Annotated in this window: 12 protein-coding genes; 6 read left to right on the top strand and 6 right to left on the bottom strand. The window is 71.6% G+C overall.

The window, feature by feature from the left end:
* Positions 1-3: 3 nt before the first annotated feature.
* Positions 4-996, bottom strand: a complete 993-nt coding sequence (locus Q0480_RS08470; protein ID WP_299132014.1) for an Hsp33 family molecular chaperone HslO — start codon at positions 994-996, stop codon at positions 4-6.
* 85 nt (positions 997-1,081) lie between these two features.
* Here Q0480_RS08470 and Q0480_RS08465 point away from each other — a divergent pair, with 85 nt between their 5' ends.
* Positions 1,082-1,561, top strand: coding sequence for an NUDIX hydrolase (locus tag Q0480_RS08465; protein WP_299132012.1), 480 nt, complete (start codon positions 1,082-1,084; stop codon positions 1,559-1,561).
* Between the two features lie 62 nt (positions 1,562-1,623).
* Here Q0480_RS08465 and putA read toward each other — a convergent pair whose 3' ends face one another.
* Positions 1,624-5,208, bottom strand: coding sequence for a bifunctional proline dehydrogenase/L-glutamate gamma-semialdehyde dehydrogenase PutA (putA, locus tag Q0480_RS08460; protein WP_299132009.1), 3,585 nt, complete (start codon positions 5,206-5,208; stop codon positions 1,624-1,626).
* 87 nt (positions 5,209-5,295) lie between these two features.
* Between putA and Q0480_RS08455 the strand changes: the two genes are divergently transcribed.
* The 5 genes from Q0480_RS08455 to Q0480_RS08435 all read left to right on the top strand — a co-directional run bounded on the left by Q0480_RS08455 (position 5,296) and on the right by Q0480_RS08435 (position 11,384).
* Entirely contained in the window at positions 5,296-5,949 is a 654-nt protein-coding gene (locus Q0480_RS08455; RefSeq protein ID WP_299132007.1) for an ABC transporter ATP-binding protein, read from the top strand.
* Positions 5,946-8,360, top strand: a complete 2,415-nt coding sequence (locus Q0480_RS08450) for an FtsX-like permease family protein (protein ID WP_299132005.1) — start codon at positions 5,946-5,948, stop codon at positions 8,358-8,360. The genes Q0480_RS08455 and Q0480_RS08450 overlap by 4 nt, the downstream gene beginning before the upstream one ends.
* A complete protein-coding gene (locus tag Q0480_RS08445; protein ID WP_299132004.1) occupies positions 8,350-9,411 on the top strand; it encodes a lipocalin-like domain-containing protein in 1,062 nt (353 codons plus the stop codon). The genes Q0480_RS08450 and Q0480_RS08445 overlap by 11 nt, the downstream gene beginning before the upstream one ends.
* Positions 9,412-9,421: 10 nt before the next feature.
* On the top strand, positions 9,422-9,823 hold the full coding sequence (locus tag Q0480_RS08440; RefSeq protein WP_299132003.1) for a DUF2237 domain-containing protein: 402 nt from the start codon (positions 9,422-9,424) through the stop codon (positions 9,821-9,823).
* Positions 9,824-10,391: 568 nt separating this feature from the next.
* On the top strand, positions 10,392-11,384 hold the full coding sequence (locus tag Q0480_RS08435) for an aldo/keto reductase (RefSeq protein WP_299132001.1): 993 nt from the start codon (positions 10,392-10,394) through the stop codon (positions 11,382-11,384).
* Positions 11,385-11,594: 210 nt separating this feature from the next.
* Here Q0480_RS08435 and Q0480_RS08430 read toward each other — a convergent pair whose 3' ends face one another.
* The 4 genes from Q0480_RS08430 to hpxZ form a co-directional block, all read right to left on the bottom strand.
* Positions 11,595-12,821 (bottom strand): multidrug effflux MFS transporter, encoded by a 1,227-nt coding sequence (locus Q0480_RS08430; protein ID WP_299131999.1) that lies wholly within the window; start codon positions 12,819-12,821, stop codon positions 11,595-11,597.
* Positions 12,818-13,282: a MarR family transcriptional regulator gene (locus tag Q0480_RS08425; RefSeq protein ID WP_299131998.1), complete on the bottom strand. Its 465-nt coding sequence runs from the start codon at positions 13,280-13,282 to the stop codon at positions 12,818-12,820. The genes Q0480_RS08430 and Q0480_RS08425 overlap by 4 nt, the downstream gene beginning before the upstream one ends.
* Positions 13,283-13,368: 86 nt before the next feature.
* Positions 13,369-14,061 carry a GntR family transcriptional regulator gene (locus Q0480_RS08420; protein ID WP_299131997.1) on the bottom strand — a complete coding sequence of 231 codons (693 nt, stop codon included), beginning with the start codon at positions 14,059-14,061 and terminating at the stop codon, positions 13,369-13,371.
* A gap of 52 nt (positions 14,062-14,113) precedes the next feature.
* Positions 14,114-14,497: an oxalurate catabolism protein HpxZ gene (gene hpxZ, locus Q0480_RS08415; RefSeq protein WP_299131994.1), complete on the bottom strand. Its 384-nt coding sequence runs from the start codon at positions 14,495-14,497 to the stop codon at positions 14,114-14,116.
* Positions 14,498-14,826 lie beyond the last annotated feature (329 nt).

Genomic DNA, 14,826 nt, shown 5'->3' with positions numbered 1-14,826 from the left:
CCCTCACCCCTCCGGCCGCTCGGCGCCGGTTCCGAGCTCCGACGGATCGAATTCGTAGTGCGCGCCGCAGAACTGGCAATCGGCGGTGATCCTGCCCTCCGGCGTCGTCATCGTCGCGATCTCGTCCGGCGTGTAGATCGACAGGGTGCGCACCACCTTTTCCGGACCACAGGTGCAGCCGAACCGCACCGGCTGCGGATCGTAGACCCGCGGCTCCTCCTCGTGGAACAGCCGCAGCAGCAGCTGGTCCGGCCCGACCCGCGGTCCGATCAGTTCGGTCTCCTCGACCGTGCCGAGCAGCATGACCGCCCGACGCCAGTTATCCGCCTCGATCCCCTCCAGCATGTCCTCGGCGGCGAGAAGCCCATCGAAGCCGCTCGCCGCCTGCTTGGCATAGGGCGAGGCCTTCGGCATGTGCTGCAGCATGACGCCGCCCGCCCGCCAGCGCGCCGCCTCGCCCGGCATCAGCGCCTCGCCCATCGCCAGCGCGAAGCGGGTCGGCAGTTGCTCGGACTGGGCGAAATAGGTCTCGGCGCAGTCGGCCAGCGAATTCCCGGCGATCGGCGTGACACCCTGATAGGGCGTCGTGCCCGGCCCCTGGTCGATCAGGATGGCAAAGAGCCCGCCGCCCAGCATCTCGAACGGCGTGCCGTGCGCCGCCGCGACCCCGTCGGCGTCGAAGCCGGCATAGGCGCGCATCCGCGCGGGCTCACCGGCGGCGTCGGGACCGAAATAGTCGGTGGCGATCAGCCGGATCGGCCCTTGTCCGCGCAATTGCAGGCTCAGCTTCCAGCCCTGCTTGATGGTCTGGCCGATCAGCGCGGTCAGCAACGTCGCCTCGGCGACCAGCGCCGCCACCGGCACCGGATAGGCATGCTGGCCGAGGATCGTCTCGAGCACCTGATCGAGCCGCGCCACCCGCCCGCGGATATCCGCGCGGTCAAGCTGAAACGGCAGGATGGTGTCGTCCCAGGCGATGCGGCCGGCGAGGCTCATGACGGATTCCCGTTTGGCTGATGCCCGCACATAGACGCTCCATCGGCCGAGTGCAAACCCCGGGGGTTCTGCTATAACCCCGACCATGCGAAGATTCGGCGAATGCATCGACCCCGGGCGGACCTACCGCGACCGGCCGGGCGCCTATGGCGTCATCCTCCACGGCCGCGAGGCGCTGGTGACGGAGCAGACCCGCCCGCGCCACGAGTTCCAGTTGCCCGGCGGCGGCGTCGATCCCGGCGAGGGGCCGGTCCGCGCCCTGCACCGCGAATGCCTGGAAGAGACCGGCTGGCGCATTCAGATCCTGCGCCGGCTCGGCGCCTTCCAGCGCTACTGCCATATGCCGGAATACGACCTCTGGGCGCGCAAGGTCTGTCACATCTATCTCTGCCGTCCGGTCCTGCGCCGCGGCGCGCCGGCCGACCCCGCGCATCGCGCCGTCTGGATGCCGGTCGAGACCGCCGCGGACCTCCTCGCCGTCGAAGGCGACCGCCACTTCCTCCGCCTCGCCCTCCGGAACGGAGTCCGATCCGGCAGAGCCGGCTCGTCCACTCCAGAGTCTTGATTTGACGTCATATATTGGCCACCAGACCATTCCGTCTGGTTGGATGTCGCTCCAGGGACCGGTCAGGCGCTCTCCGCCAGCAGGCTCGCGTTTCCGCCGGCGGCGGTGGTGTCGATACAGAGGTGACGCTCGAGGCAATAGCGTTCGGGCGCGATCAGCGCGGTCTCCAGCGGCACGATCGCCCCGGCGCGGGCGGCGAGGGCCCGGCGCAGCGTCCGCAGCCAGTCCGTCGGCCCCCGCGCCGCGACCAGCGCCAGATCGGCCAGCGCCGCGAGATCGGCCGCCGCCACCTGGCCTTCGAGCGCCGCGACCGGCAGGCCCGCCTTGGCGAAGGGGGCGAGCGCCGCCCGGCTTTCGACCGCCACCGCGACCACCGCGTTGCCGGCGGCGAGCGCCTGCGTCGCCTGCGCCAGCACCACGTCCGGCCCGGCGCCGAGGCAGAGCACCCGGCCGCGCGGATGCAGCGTCAGGCGGTTGCTCTCGCCGGTCGGCCCCGGCAGGTCGCGCGGCGCCCAGGGCACGCGCGCCGCGGCCTCGAGCGCGGGCGACGCCGGAAGCAGCGCGCGCAGCAGGCCGATCCGGTCGTCCGCGTCCCAGAGCGCCAGCCCGGCGAAGGCGGCCTCGATCGCCGCCGCCGGGATCGCGAGCCCACCGGGCGTGGCATCCGACGCCTGCCCCTCCGCCGCGCGGGTCAGCCGCGGCAGGTAGAGCGGCCCCCCCGCCTTCGGCCCGGTGCCGGACAGGCCCTCGCCGCCAAACGGCTGCGAGCCGACGATGGCGCCGATCTGGTTTCGATTCACGTAGATATTGCCGATCCGCAGCCGCGAGGTCAGCCGCTCCACCCTGTCGTCGATCCGGCTGTGCAGCCCGGCGGTCAGGCCGAAGCCGCGGGCGTTGATCGCGTCCACCACCGCGTCGAGATCCGTCGCGCGAAAGCCCGCGACATGCAGCACCGGCCCGAAGATCTCGCGTTCGACCGCCGCGATGCCGGGGACGGCGACGACGCTCGGCGGCACGAAGCGGCCGGTGTCGGGCACCGGCCGCGTCTCCAGCAGGTGCCCGGCGCGCGTCTGGTCATCGAGATAGGCCTTGATGCCGTCCTCGGCCTCGGCGTCGATCACCGGGCCGACGTCGGTGGCGCTGTCCCACGGGTTGCCGATCACCAGCGTCCGCATCGCGCCGGCCAGCATCTCCAGCACCCTTTGCCGCGCCTCCTCCTGCACATAGAGCACGCGCAGCGCGGAACAGCGCTGGCCGGCGGACTGGAAGGCCGAAGCAAGGATATCGCGCACCACCTGCTCGGTCAGCGCGGTGGAATCGACGATCATCGCATTGAGCCCGCCGGTCTCGGCGATCAGGACCGCGTCCGGCGCCGCGTTGTCGGCCAGCGCGCGATGGATCAACCGTGCCACCTCGGTCGAGCCGGTGAAGCAGACCCCGGCGATGCCCGGCGCCGCGGTCAGCGGCCCGCCGACGGTCGGGCCATCGCCCGGCAACAGCCAGAGCACGCCTTCGGGCAGCCCCGCGGCGCGCAACAACTCGACGGCTCGGGCGGCGATCAGCGGCGTCTGTTCGGCGGGCTTGGCGATGACGCAGTTCCCGGCGCCGAGGCAGGCGGCGACCTGGCCGGTGAAGATGGCGAGCGGGAAGTTCCACGGGCTGACGCAGACCATCACGCCGCGACCCATGCCCTCCGCGCCCTCCGCCGCGTCAGCGTAATAGCGCAGGAAATCCACCGCCTCGCGCAGCTCGGAAATGGCATCGGCCAGCGTCTTGCCCGCCTCCCGCGCGCAGAGCGCGACCAGTTCCGCGACGTTTTCCTCATAGAGATCGGCCGCGCGGCGCAGGATCGCGGCGCGCTCCGGCGCCGGCGTCGCGGACCAGCCGGCGAAGGCTGCCTCGGCCCCGGCGAGCGCGGCGGCGACCTCGTCCGGCGTCGCCTCGACGACATGGCCGACAAGGTCCGTCGGATCGGCCGGGTTCACGACCTCGCGCCCTTCCCCGTCGCCGCCCGCCCGCCAGCGCCGCGTCTTCCATCCTTCGCGCGCGGCGAGCAGCGGCGCGATCGAGGCGGGCTCGTTCACGTTCCAGCCGCGTGCGTTGCGTCGCGGCGTGAAAAGTTCGGACGGCGCGAGGATGCCGGAATTCGGACCTATCGCCGCCTCCGCCTCGGCGATCGGATCGGCGGCGATCAGCTCGGGCGCGAGGCTCTTGTCGACGATCTGGTTCACGAAGGAGGAATTGGCGCCGTTCTCCAGCAACCGCCGCACGAGATAGGCGAGCAGATCGCGATGCGCCCCGACCGGCGCGTATATCCGGCAGCGCGTGCCCTCGCCCTCGCGCACGATCTCGTGCAACGCCTCGCCCATGCCATGCAGCCGCTGGAACTCGAAGCCGTGCCGGTCGCCGGCCATCGCCAGCACGGCCGCCATCGTATGGGCGTTGTGGGTCGCGAATTGCGGATAGACGCGGTCGCGCATCCCGAGAAGCTTCCGCGCGTTCGCGATGTAGCCGACGTCGGTGTGAGACTTGCGGGTGAAGACCGGGAAGTCCGGCACGCCGCGCTCCTGCGCCAGCTTCACCTCGGCGTCCCAGTAGGCGCCCTTGACCAGTCGCACCATCACCCGCCGGTCGAGCCGGGTGGCGAGCGCGTGGACCCAGTCGATCACCGCCCCGGCGCGCCGGCCATAGGCCTGCACCACCACGCCGAACCCGTCCCAGCCGGCGAGGCCCGGCACGCAGAGCATCGCCTCGATCACGTCGAGCGACAGGTCGAGGCGTTCGGCCTCCTCCGCGTCGATATTGAAGCCGATCCCGGCCCGGGCGGCGGCGCGCGCGAGTTCCAGCGCGCGCGGCACCAGCACCTTCATGACCTCGCCCCGATGGATCCATTCGTAGCGCGGATGCAGCGCCGAGAGCTTGACCGAGATGCCGGGGCTGGTCCGCGCGTCGCCGGTCGCCCGCGCGCTGATCGCCTTGATCGCATCGGCATAGGCACGGGCATAGCGCAGCGCGTCCGCCTCGGTCCGCGCCGCCTCGCCGAGCATGTCGTAGGAATAGGCGTAGCCCTTGGTCTCCAGCCCCCGCGCGCGCGCCATCGCCCCGCCGATGGTCTCGCCGAGCACGAACTGCCGGCCCATGAGCTTGATCGACCGCCCCACGGCCGCGCGCACCACCGGCTCGCCGAGGCGCCGCACCATGCTGCGCAGCGCCGCCGCCGGCCGCCCCGGATCGTCGTCGAGCACCCGTCCCGACAACATCAGCCCCCAGGTCGCCGCGTTGACGAGGCTCGAACTCGACTGCCCGAGATGCGCCCCCCAGTTCGAGGGCTCGATCTTGTCGGCGATCAGTTCGTCGATGGTCTCGGCGTCCGGCACCCGCAACAAGGCCTCGGCGAGGCACATGAGGCCGACGCCCTCCTCGGTCGACAGGCCGTATTCGGCGAGGAAGGCTTCCATGACGCTCGGCGAGGACCGCTCGCGCACCTTGACGACCAGCGCCGCCGCCCGCGCCACGATCGCCTCGCGCGCCGCGGCGTCAAGGCGGGTCTCACCGATCAGATCACGGACCAACGCCGTCTCGTCGGCGTAGGTCCGGTCGCGAATGGCGGCCCGCGGGTCGCCGAGCAGCGTCGGAGCGTCGGTCATGGTCGGATCATACCCGGTTTGAAAGGCCGGCTGTCTATACCGGGACGCCGTGCTAGATGCGATGGGGCAAAGCTAGGGCGGGCCAGGATGCTGTCGGTGCGATCCGTTTCAAAGGCTTATGTCGCCGCCGGCGGCGACGAACCCGTGCTGCGCGACGCCTCCCTCGACCTCGCCGTCGGGGCCAGCCTCGCGCTCACCGGGGAATCGGGCAGCGGCAAGAGCACGCTTCTCCATCTGATCGCCGGCCTCGATTCGGTGGATTCGGGCGAAATCCGCGTCGGCCCGGCGATCGTCACCGCGCTCGGCGACGCCGGCCGCGCGCGCCTCCGCCGCGAGACGATCGGCCTCGTCTTCCAGCAGTTCAACCTGATCCCCAGCCTCGACGTCGCCGCGAACCTCGCCTTCCAGGCCCGCCTCGCCGGCCGGCTCGATCCCGCCTGGCAGCGGGAGCTGGCGGGGCGCCTCGGCCTCGCCCCGCTCCTCGCCCGCTACCCCGAGGAACTCTCGGGCGGTCAGCAGCAACGGGTGGCGATCGGCCGCGCGCTCGCCGCGCGCCCCGGCCTCATTCTCGCCGACGAGCCCACCGGCAATCTCGACGAGGCGACCGGCGACGCGGTGCTCGACCTGCTGCTCGGCCTCGTCGCCGTCGCCGGCGCGAGCCTGCTGATGGTCACCCACAGCGCCCGCCTCGCCGCCCGGCTCGACCGGCGCGTCACCCTGCGCGCGGGCCGGCTCGCATGATCCGCGCCGTCCTCGCCGCGCTCCTCGGCCACTGGCGGCGCCATCCGCTGGAACTCGCAACGCTGCTCACCGGGCTCGCGGTCGCCACCGCGTTGTGGACCGGGGTTCAGGCGCTGAACACGCAAGCCCGCGCCAGCTACGCCGCGGCCGAGGCGGTGCTCGGCGGTGGCGGCGTCGCCCGGATCGAGGCGCGCGACGGCCGGAACTTCCCCCTCGCCAATTATGTCGCGCTCCGCCGCGCCGGCTGGAAGGTCTCGCCCGTGCTCGAAGGCGACTGGCGCCAGGGCAACACGCGCCTGCGGGTCATCGGCATCGATCCCCTGACCCTGCCGCCCGGCGCCGTCGGCCCGGAAGCCGGCGGGACCGCGGTTCGCGACTTCCTCCTGCCGCCCGGCCGCGCGCTCGTCGCGCCCGCGACAGCCGCCCTCGTCGCCGGCGCATCGGGACTCCCGCCCCCCGAACCGGTCGAGACCGTCCCGCCCGACACCATCGTCACCGACATCGGCCGCGCCGAGGCGCTGCTCGGCACGCATGGCGAGGTCTCGCGCCTGCTCCTGCCGGCCGAGGACGCCGACCGCCCCCTGCCCGCCGATCTCATCGGCCGCCTCCGGATCGAGCCGCCGGGGCGCGAGAGCGACCTCGCGCGACTGACCGACAGCTTTCACCTCAACCTGACCGCCTTCGGCTTTCTCAGCTTCGTCGTCGGGTTGTTCATCGTCTATTCCGCCATCGGCCTCGCCTTCGAGCAGCGCCGTCCGACGCTGCGCACGCTGCGCGCCTGCGGCGTGCCGGCGCGGGTCCTGACGCTCGCGCTGCTGGCCGAGATGAGCGCGCTCGCGCTGATCGCGGGCGCGATCGGCGTCGTCGCCGGCTATGGCATCGCGGCGGCGCTTCTGCCCGACGTCGCCGCGTCGCTCGACGGCCTCTACGGCGCCACCGTGCCGGGCAGCCTGTCGCTGGGCCTCGACTGGTGGCTCGCCGGGCTCGGCATCGCCCTGCTCGGCGCGCTGGCCGCCTCGGCGACCAGCCTCTGGCGCGCCTGGACCTTGCCGCCGCTCGCCGTCGCCCGCCCGCTCGCCTGGGTCGCCGCCCGTCGCCGCGCCCTGCGAACGGAACTCGCAGGCGCCGCCGCGCTCGCCGCCTGCGGGCTGGCGCTCCTCGCCTTCGGCGACGGCCTCGTCGCCGGCTTCGCCGTGATGGGCGCGCTGCTCCTGTCCGCCGCGCTGGCCCTGCCCGCCGCGCTCTCCGCCGCGCTCTCGCTCGGTTCCCGGACAGCGCGCGGGCCGGTGGCGCAATGGGCCTGGGCCGACGGGCGGCAGGAACTGACCGGCCTTTCGCTCGCGCTCATGGCCCTCCTGCTGGCGCTCGGGGTGAATGTCGGGGTCGGTACCATGGTCGGCAGCTTCCGCGAGACCTTCCTCGGCTGGCTCGATCGGCGCCTCGCGGCCGAGATCTATGTCACCGCCACCGATGCCGACCAGGCGCGGGCCGTCGCCGCCTGGCTCGAAGCGCGGCCCGACGTCACCGCGACATTGCCCATCTGGAGCGCGCGCACCCGCCTCGCCGACGCGCCGCTCGAAATCCACGGCTTTCGCGACGATCCGACCTACCGCGAGAACTGGCCGCTCAAGGCGGCGCTCGCCGACCCCTGGGACCGCGTGGCGACCGGCGACGCCGCGCTCGCGTCCGAACAGCTCGCGACGCGGCTCGACCTCCGCCCGGGCGACGTGATCGAAATCCCGGCGCCGGGCGGCCCGCGCCGCCTGACCATCGCCGCGATCTATCCCGACTACGGCAACCCCGAAGGCCAGATCATGGTCGGACTCAGCGCGCTCGCCGACTGGCCGGACGCCGAGCGGCGGCGCGTGGCGGTGCGCGTCGCGCCGGACCGCGCCGCCGCGCTGACCGCCGATCTCCGCGCCGCCTTCGCTCCGCCGCCGGTGGTGGTGGACCAGCGGGCGATCAAGGAGGTGTCGCGCCGCGTCTTCGACAAGACCTTCGCCGTGACCGTGGCGCTCAACGCGCTGACCCTCAGCGTCGCCGGCGTCGCGCTGCTGGCGAATCTCCTCACCCTCGCGGACCAGCGGCTGGCCCGCCTCGCGCCGCTCTGGGCGCTCGGCCTCACCCGCCGCCGCCTCGCCGGGCTCGAAATGGCCAAGGCGCTCGGCCTCGCCGCCCTGACCGCGCTCGCCGCCCTGCCGCTCGGCCTCGCCGTCGCCTGGGTGCTGACGGCGGTGATCAATCCGCTCGCCTTCGGCTGGCGCCTGCCGATCATCCTCTTTCCCGGCAAATGGCTCTCGCTTTTCGCGCTCGCCCTCGCCACCGCCTGCCTCGCCGCCGCCTGGCCGGTCTGGCGCCTCGCCCGCGCCGCGCCCACGGACCTGTTGCGGAGCTTTGGCAATGAACGCTAGGGCTTTTCTGACGCTCATATTCTTGCCAACGGCGGCTTTCGCGCAGGGCTTCGCCGGTCTCGGCGGCCCCGCCACGGACTTCCTTCCGGTCACCGCGCCGGCGCATGTCGCGTTCCCCCGCGACCATGGCGCGCATCCCGGCTTCCGCGTCGAATGGTGGTATCTCACCGCCAACCTGCGCGACGCGGACGGCGCGGACTACGGCGCGCAATGGACCTTGTTCCGATCCGCCCTGGCGCCGGGCGCCGAGCCCGACGGCTGGGCCAGCACGGCGATCTGGATGGGCCACGCCGCGGCGACCAGCGACGCCACCCACCGCTTCGCGGAGACCTTCGCCCGCGGCGGCGTCGGGCAGGCCGGGGTGACGCTGGACCCGTTCCACGCCTGGATCGACGATTGGGAGATGATCGCGTCGCCCACCCCGGGGTCGGACGCGCTCGCGGACATCCGCGTCCGCGCCCGTGGCGAGGATTTCGCCTATGATCTCCACGCCACCGCCGCCCGACCCCCGGTGCTTCAGGGTGACGGCGGCCACAGCGTCAAATCCGAGCAGGGCCAGGCCTCCTACTACTACAGCCAGCCGTTCTACCGCGTCGACGGCACCCTCACCCTCGACGGGCGCGCGACCGCCGTGACCGGCGAGGCCTGGCTCGACCGCGAATGGTCCTCGCAACCGCTGACCGAGGATCAACTCGGCTGGGACTGGTTCGCGCTGCATCTCGACGACGGCGCCAAGGTGATGCTCTATCGCATGCGCGCCCGGACGGCGCCGCCCTTCCTCGTCGGCACATGGATCGACCCGGATGGCGCCGCGACCCCGCTCCGCCCCGGCGAGATCAGCTTGTCGCAGCGCGCCGAGACCGAGGTCGCCGGCCGAAGCGTTCCGACGGCCTGGCATATCGAGATCCCGAATCATCGGCTCGTGGTGGACACCGCGCCCCTGAACGCGCAAAGCTGGATGGGCACGCTCTTTCCCTATTGGGAGGGGCCGATCCGGATCACGGGCAGCCACCCGGGACGCGGCTATCTGGAAATGACGGGATACCAATGACGGACTTCCGATGACCCAGGACGAGATCTCCGAGAGCGTCAATGTCCTCGATGGGCCGCTCAAACCCTGCGCCTACGATCCGATCACCGGGTTCTTCCGCAACGGCCGCTGCGACACCGGACCGTCGGACCGGGGCCGGCATACCGTCTGCGTCCGGGTGACCGCGGAGTTCCTCGCCTTTTCCCGGGCGCGCGGCAACGATCTCGCCACGCCCCGGCCGGAGTTCGGCTTCACCGGCCTCCGCCCCGGCGACCGCTGGTGCCTCTGCGCCGACCGCTGGAAGGAGGCCTGGCTCGCCGGGGTCGCGCCCAAGGTCGTGCTGGCCAGCACCCACAAGGCAACCCTGCGCTCCGTGCCCCTGGAGGCGCTGATGGACCACGCCCTGCCCGGCCGCGACGACGAGCGTCACTGACCGCGCGGAACCCGCGCGGCGCTTCCGGCGTTTCGTGGGAAGCCGGAAGGAAACGCCATGCTCCCCTGCCTCGCCGCCGCCTTGCTCGCCGTTCTCGCCCTTACCCGCCCGTGCCGCGTCGAAGCGCCCGTTCGCATGTCCGCGTCAAGGACGTGACGAGCGGCACGACCCGCGCCCCGGCCTCGCGCCGCCAAGGTGTCATACAGGTTTGCTAACCTGGAGAGCAGTCGTTTTCCGGCAACAGCCGGAAAGCCAGTCGAAAGGACTCGCGCGCACCGCGCGCTCCGGTTGGCCGCGAACCCGCGGCCGGAGTCCGGAGGACTCCCCTCGCTCCGGCTCCAGCCGCGGCGGCACTGCCCCGTCCGTTGGCGCGGACCCTCGTCCTGCCAGACAGGAATCTGCCAATATGAAGCTGGAAGAGGGCCCAGGGGCGGCGTGATCTCACGGGGCTTCCGGCGCGCCGGAGGGCTGAGCCGCGGGTCAGCGCCGCGAGACGGAGGCGCCGGCGAGGCTGGACGCGCGCGTGGCGCGAGCTAAGGTCCGTGGACCGGAGCGTGGGAGGATGGCGATGTCGCGCAAGCGCGAACTGGGCTCGCAGGGGCTCGAAGTGTCGGAGATCGGCCTCGGCTGCATGGGGATGAGCCAGGCCTATGGGCCGGCGGACGAGGGCGAGTCGATCGCGACGCTGCATCGGGCGATCGAGCTTGGCTGCGTGTTTCTCGATACCGCCGAGGTCTATGGGCCCTTCGCCAACGAGGAGTTGCTGGGTCGCGCGCTGAAGGGGCGGTGGAGCGAGGTGGTGGTCGCGACCAAGTTCGGCTTTCGCATCGAGAACGGACGCCAGGTCGGGGTAGAGCTCGACAGTCGGCCCGCGCATATCCGGGAGGCGCTCGAAGGGTCGCTGCGGCGGCTCGGGACCGATCACGTCGATCTTCTCTATCAGCATCGCGTCGATCCGACGGTACCGATCGAGGATGTGGCGGGCGCCGTCGCCGAGTTGATCACCGAGGGCAAGGCGCGGTTCTTCGGCCTGTCCGAGGCGGGGGTTGCGAATATCCGGCGGGCGCACGCCGTGCATCCGGTCTCGGCGCTGCAGAGCGAATATTCGCTCTGGGAGCGCAATCTGGAGCCCGAGATCATTCCCACCTTGCGCGAACTCGGCATCGGGCTCGTGCCTTTCGCGCCACTCGGGCGCGGCTTCCTGACCGGCGGGGTCAAGCGGGCCGAGGATTATCCCGAGGGTGACTTCCGCCGCGGCGACCCGCGCTACCAGGGCGCGAACTACGATGCCAACATGGCGGCGGCCGGCGTGGTCCGCGACATCGCACAGTCGCTGGGGGCGACTCCGGGTCAGGTGGCCCTGGCCTGGCTGCTCGGGCGCGGGCCGGATATCGTGCCGATCCCCGGCACCAAGCGCCGCGCCTATCTCGAAGAAAACGTCGCCGCCGCGGACCTGAGCCTTGATACTGAGCAGACGCGCGCGCTCGACACCGCCCTGACGCCGGACCGCGTTTCAGGCGCGCGCTACGCCCCGGCCGTCATGGTGACGGTGGATCGCTAGTGCAATATCCAACCGGACGGGATCGTCCGGTGGTCAGGATATGGCGTAAATTCAGGACTCTATCCGGCGCAGCCAGGTCACCCCTCTAGACCCGACGGAGCCGGTCGCACATGGTGGTGACGGTTCAGCCCCGATCGGAGAGCCGCGCCTTCCGGCAATTCGCCGGCTCGGGCGCGAAGGCCGCGGCCGCCGCGAGGCATCGGGCGCCTGTCAGGAGGTCGCGCGGGGGCCGATGGTGGCGCTCCCGCGCCGCGGCAGGAAATGCGCGAGGCAGGCGGTCGCGCCCATCGCGGGGATGAGCGTGCCCATCGCCAGCACCGGATCACCCATCAGCGCGCCGAGCGAGCCGACCACGAGGCCGGAGCCCATCTGGACGAAACCCATCATCGAGGCGGCGGCCCCGGCGTTGCGCGGGAAGGGAGCGAGCGCGGCCGTGGTCGCGCCCGGCATCACGAAGGCGATGCCACAGGCATAGATCCCGACGGGGACCATCACCCGAAGAAAGCTCGGCTCCCAGACGAGCAGGAGGCTCACGCCGAGCGCGCCAAGCGCGATCAGCCCGAGGCCCACCCCGACGAGGCGGGCGGCGCCGACGCGGTCCATGAGCCACCGCACGACCAGGGAGGCGGCGAGAAAGCTGCCCGACTGGAAGAGCATGCCGAGGCCGAACTCGGCGGGGCTGAGCCCGACGTCGTTCATCAGGATGAAGGGCAGGAACGTCGCCTGCGCGTAGAGCGCGCCGACCGCGCCGGCGATGATCGCCGTGGCCGCGAGGAAGCGGCGGTTGGACAGCACCTCGCCATAGGCGGCTGCGACTTGTCGCGGCCGAAGCCGCGACAAGTCCGGCACCACCGTCTCGCGAAGCCAGATGGCGCTCGCCACGACCACCAGCACGCCGAGCAATGCCATGGCGACGAAGATCGCGCGCCAGCCGGCGAAAGTGAGCAGAAGCCCGCCGATCGTCGGCGCCACGGCGGGACCGAGCGCCAGAACGATGCCGATCACGTTCAGGATCCGCGAGGAACTCTCACCGGTGAACAGATCGCGCACGATCGCCCGCGCGATCGCCACGCCGGCAGAGGCGCCTACCCCCTGCAGGAAGCGTGCGAGCATCAGTGCCCCGATACTCGGCGCCCCGAGCGCGAAGAGGCCGCCGAGGCAATAGATACCCATGAACAGGAAGGTGACGGGCCGCCGGCCGATCGCGTCCGACAGCGGCCCCGCGATCAGCTGGGCGCAGGCGAAACCGCCGAAATAGAGCGTCAGCGTCATCTTGACCGCGGAATCGCTGGTGTTGAACGCGCGTGCGATCTCGGTCATCGCGGGCGTGTAGAGCGCCATCGACACCGGGCCGATCGCCGTCAGCAGCCCGCCGAGCAGGCTGACCCGGTGCGCGCTCATCCGCGGGCGCGCCGGAGCGGACATGTCCCCGCTCATGCCGCGCCCCGCGTCCGGCCGTCGCGCGCGGCGGCGAGCGTGTCGCGCATCCGCGCGGCGGTGGCGCGGAACCGCTCCCAATCGGCATCCGGGACTTCGGCGCGGGCCTGGGCGCGGACGGCGGCTCCGGCGGCGGCCACGCCTTCGAGCACCGCCTCGGCCGCCGGCGTCAGCCGCACGCGCTTTGCCCGCCGATCCTCGGGGTCGGACACCCGTTCGACAAGCCCGGCCGCCTGGAGGCGGTCGAGAAAGCCGGTCAGGCTCATCTGCGCGACACCAAGCCTCTCGGCCAGCAGGTGCTGGCGGATCGGCGCGCCGCGCGCGACATGCGCCAGTACCCGCGCCTCGGCCGGCGTGACACCGAGCCGCGCATCGGTCACGCGCCGCTCGAATTCGGCGCGGAACAGGCGCGCGAGATCGGCGAGCAGGAAATTGACGCTGTCGGGATCAATGCCGGGCATGAGAGTCAGGGGAGACCGTTGCTAAGGCCGCCTTAGTATCAGGTTGACTTACATTTCCGCAAGACCCGCTGGGCACCGAACGACATTCAGTTTGTCCCGACGGCCAGGGACCCGGCGACGAAGGTGGTGGAGGCGTCCTGAACGATCAGCAGATGGTCGCGCATCCGGGCATAGGCGGCCTCCTCGTCGCCGGCGAGGATGGCGGCGATCACGCCGCCATGTTCCGCGAAACTCTTCGCGATGCGACCCTCCAGATGGAACTGGGCCCGGCGGAACGGCGACAGCCGGCGGCGCGCATCCTCCGTGGCTTCAACCAGGACGGGATTGGCGGACCCATCGTAGATGGCGCGATGGAAGGCGCGATTCGCCGCCTCGTAACCTTCGAAATCGCCGTTCCTGGCCAGGACCTCGGTGGCGATATGTTCCTCCTCCAGCAGCGCCTTCGCGTCCGGGATCATCCGCCGCGCGGCGAGACGGGCGCACAGGGCTTCGAGTTCGGCCATCAGCTCGAACATATGCCTCATGCGCTCGATGGTGAAATTCGCCACCAGCACCCCGCGGTGGGGCCGCTTCTCGGCGAGGCCGATGGCGGCGAGTTGGCCCAGCGCCTCGCGCACGGGCGTGCGGGACAAGCCGAATCGATCGGCAAGCGATTGCTCATCGAGGCGGATGCCGGGACCGAGCCGCCCGGAGACGATCTCGTCCGACAGGGCGCGCACCAGCCGGTCGGCTCGGGTCTCGATGGCGGCGGGACGCGGGTGGGACGGCAGGTCGCGCATCATCTCTCGCTGGGCTGTCTGAACTGGCGGGGTCGCGGACGGCGTACGTACGCTAGCTGGCGGGCGGATCGAGGCTTACATGGGCGGCGACGATGCGCCAGCCCTCCGGCAGACGCGCCCAGGTCTGGCTCTGCGCGCCGCGCCGGCCCGATCCCCGGCGCCGGTATTCGGCCGTGGCGACGCCGCAATCGACGCCGAGCGCGAGGATGGTGATCCGTTCCAGATCGCGCGCCACGTCGGACACGTCCCGCCCCTTGCGGAAGGCCGCGATCTCCTCGAAGCCGTAGAGCCCGCCGCCCGGCGACAGGCGCACGGCGCGCGGATCACGCCAGAAGAACGCCGACAGCGCGTCGATGTCATTGGCGATCAGCGCCGCCTCGTAGCGATCGAACTCGGTTCGAATCTCGGCGATCGTGGCGGGCAGGTCGATGTCCATGGCGGGCTCCGTTTACGCGGTCGATCAAAAAAGGGTCAACACTTGGTTAAATGGCATGCAGGATTGTATGCAATGATTTTCTCGCGGCAATGCCTGACCGCCGCGCCCTGCCCGCTCCGCATAGAGAAAACCCCGTGATCAAAGGGGGTTGTTCAAACTCCAGCGCGGCGCGCCCGCGGTTGGCGCGGAATTTGCTTCGGTGTTCCTGGGACTGGCCCAGACTCAGCACGGAGGCGTTGCATGGACGATCTCACCCTGCCGGCGGAACCGAGTGCGATCAGGTTCGACCCCGCGCGGACCGCGCTCGTCATCATCGACATGCAGCGCGA

The organism is uncultured Amaricoccus sp. (assembly GCF_937891315.1).
GTDB lineage: Bacteria > Pseudomonadota > Alphaproteobacteria > Rhodobacterales > Rhodobacteraceae > Amaricoccus.
This window is presented reverse-complemented; position numbering and strand designations above follow the sequence as displayed.

What these genes read in the sequence shown, in the direction of transcription:
- Q0480_RS08470 (WP_299132014.1), bottom strand. Translation starts at nt 996, where the DNA reads ATGAGCCTCGCCGGCCGCATCGCCTGGGACGACACCATCCTGCCGTTT.
- Q0480_RS08465 (WP_299132012.1), top strand. Translation starts at nt 1,082, where the DNA reads ATGCGAAGATTCGGCGAATGCATCGACCCCGGGCGGACCTACCGCGAC.
- putA (WP_299132009.1), bottom strand. Translation starts at nt 5,208, where the DNA reads ATGACCGACGCTCCGACGCTGCTCGGCGACCCGCGGGCCGCCATTCGC.
- Q0480_RS08455 (WP_299132007.1), top strand. Translation starts at nt 5,296, where the DNA reads ATGCTGTCGGTGCGATCCGTTTCAAAGGCTTATGTCGCCGCCGGCGGC.
- Q0480_RS08450 (WP_299132005.1), top strand. Translation starts at nt 5,946, where the DNA reads ATGATCCGCGCCGTCCTCGCCGCGCTCCTCGGCCACTGGCGGCGCCAT.
- Q0480_RS08445 (WP_299132004.1), top strand. Translation starts at nt 8,350, where the DNA reads ATGAACGCTAGGGCTTTTCTGACGCTCATATTCTTGCCAACGGCGGCT.
- Q0480_RS08440 (WP_299132003.1), top strand. Translation starts at nt 9,422, where the DNA reads ATGACCCAGGACGAGATCTCCGAGAGCGTCAATGTCCTCGATGGGCCG.
- Q0480_RS08435 (WP_299132001.1), top strand. Translation starts at nt 10,392, where the DNA reads ATGTCGCGCAAGCGCGAACTGGGCTCGCAGGGGCTCGAAGTGTCGGAG.
- Q0480_RS08430 (WP_299131999.1), bottom strand. Translation starts at nt 12,821, where the DNA reads ATGAGCGGGGACATGTCCGCTCCGGCGCGCCCGCGGATGAGCGCGCAC.
- Q0480_RS08425 (WP_299131998.1), bottom strand. Translation starts at nt 13,282, where the DNA reads ATGCCCGGCATTGATCCCGACAGCGTCAATTTCCTGCTCGCCGATCTC.
- Q0480_RS08420 (WP_299131997.1), bottom strand. Translation starts at nt 14,061, where the DNA reads ATGCGCGACCTGCCGTCCCACCCGCGTCCCGCCGCCATCGAGACCCGA.
- hpxZ (WP_299131994.1), bottom strand. Translation starts at nt 14,497, where the DNA reads ATGGACATCGACCTGCCCGCCACGATCGCCGAGATTCGAACCGAGTTC.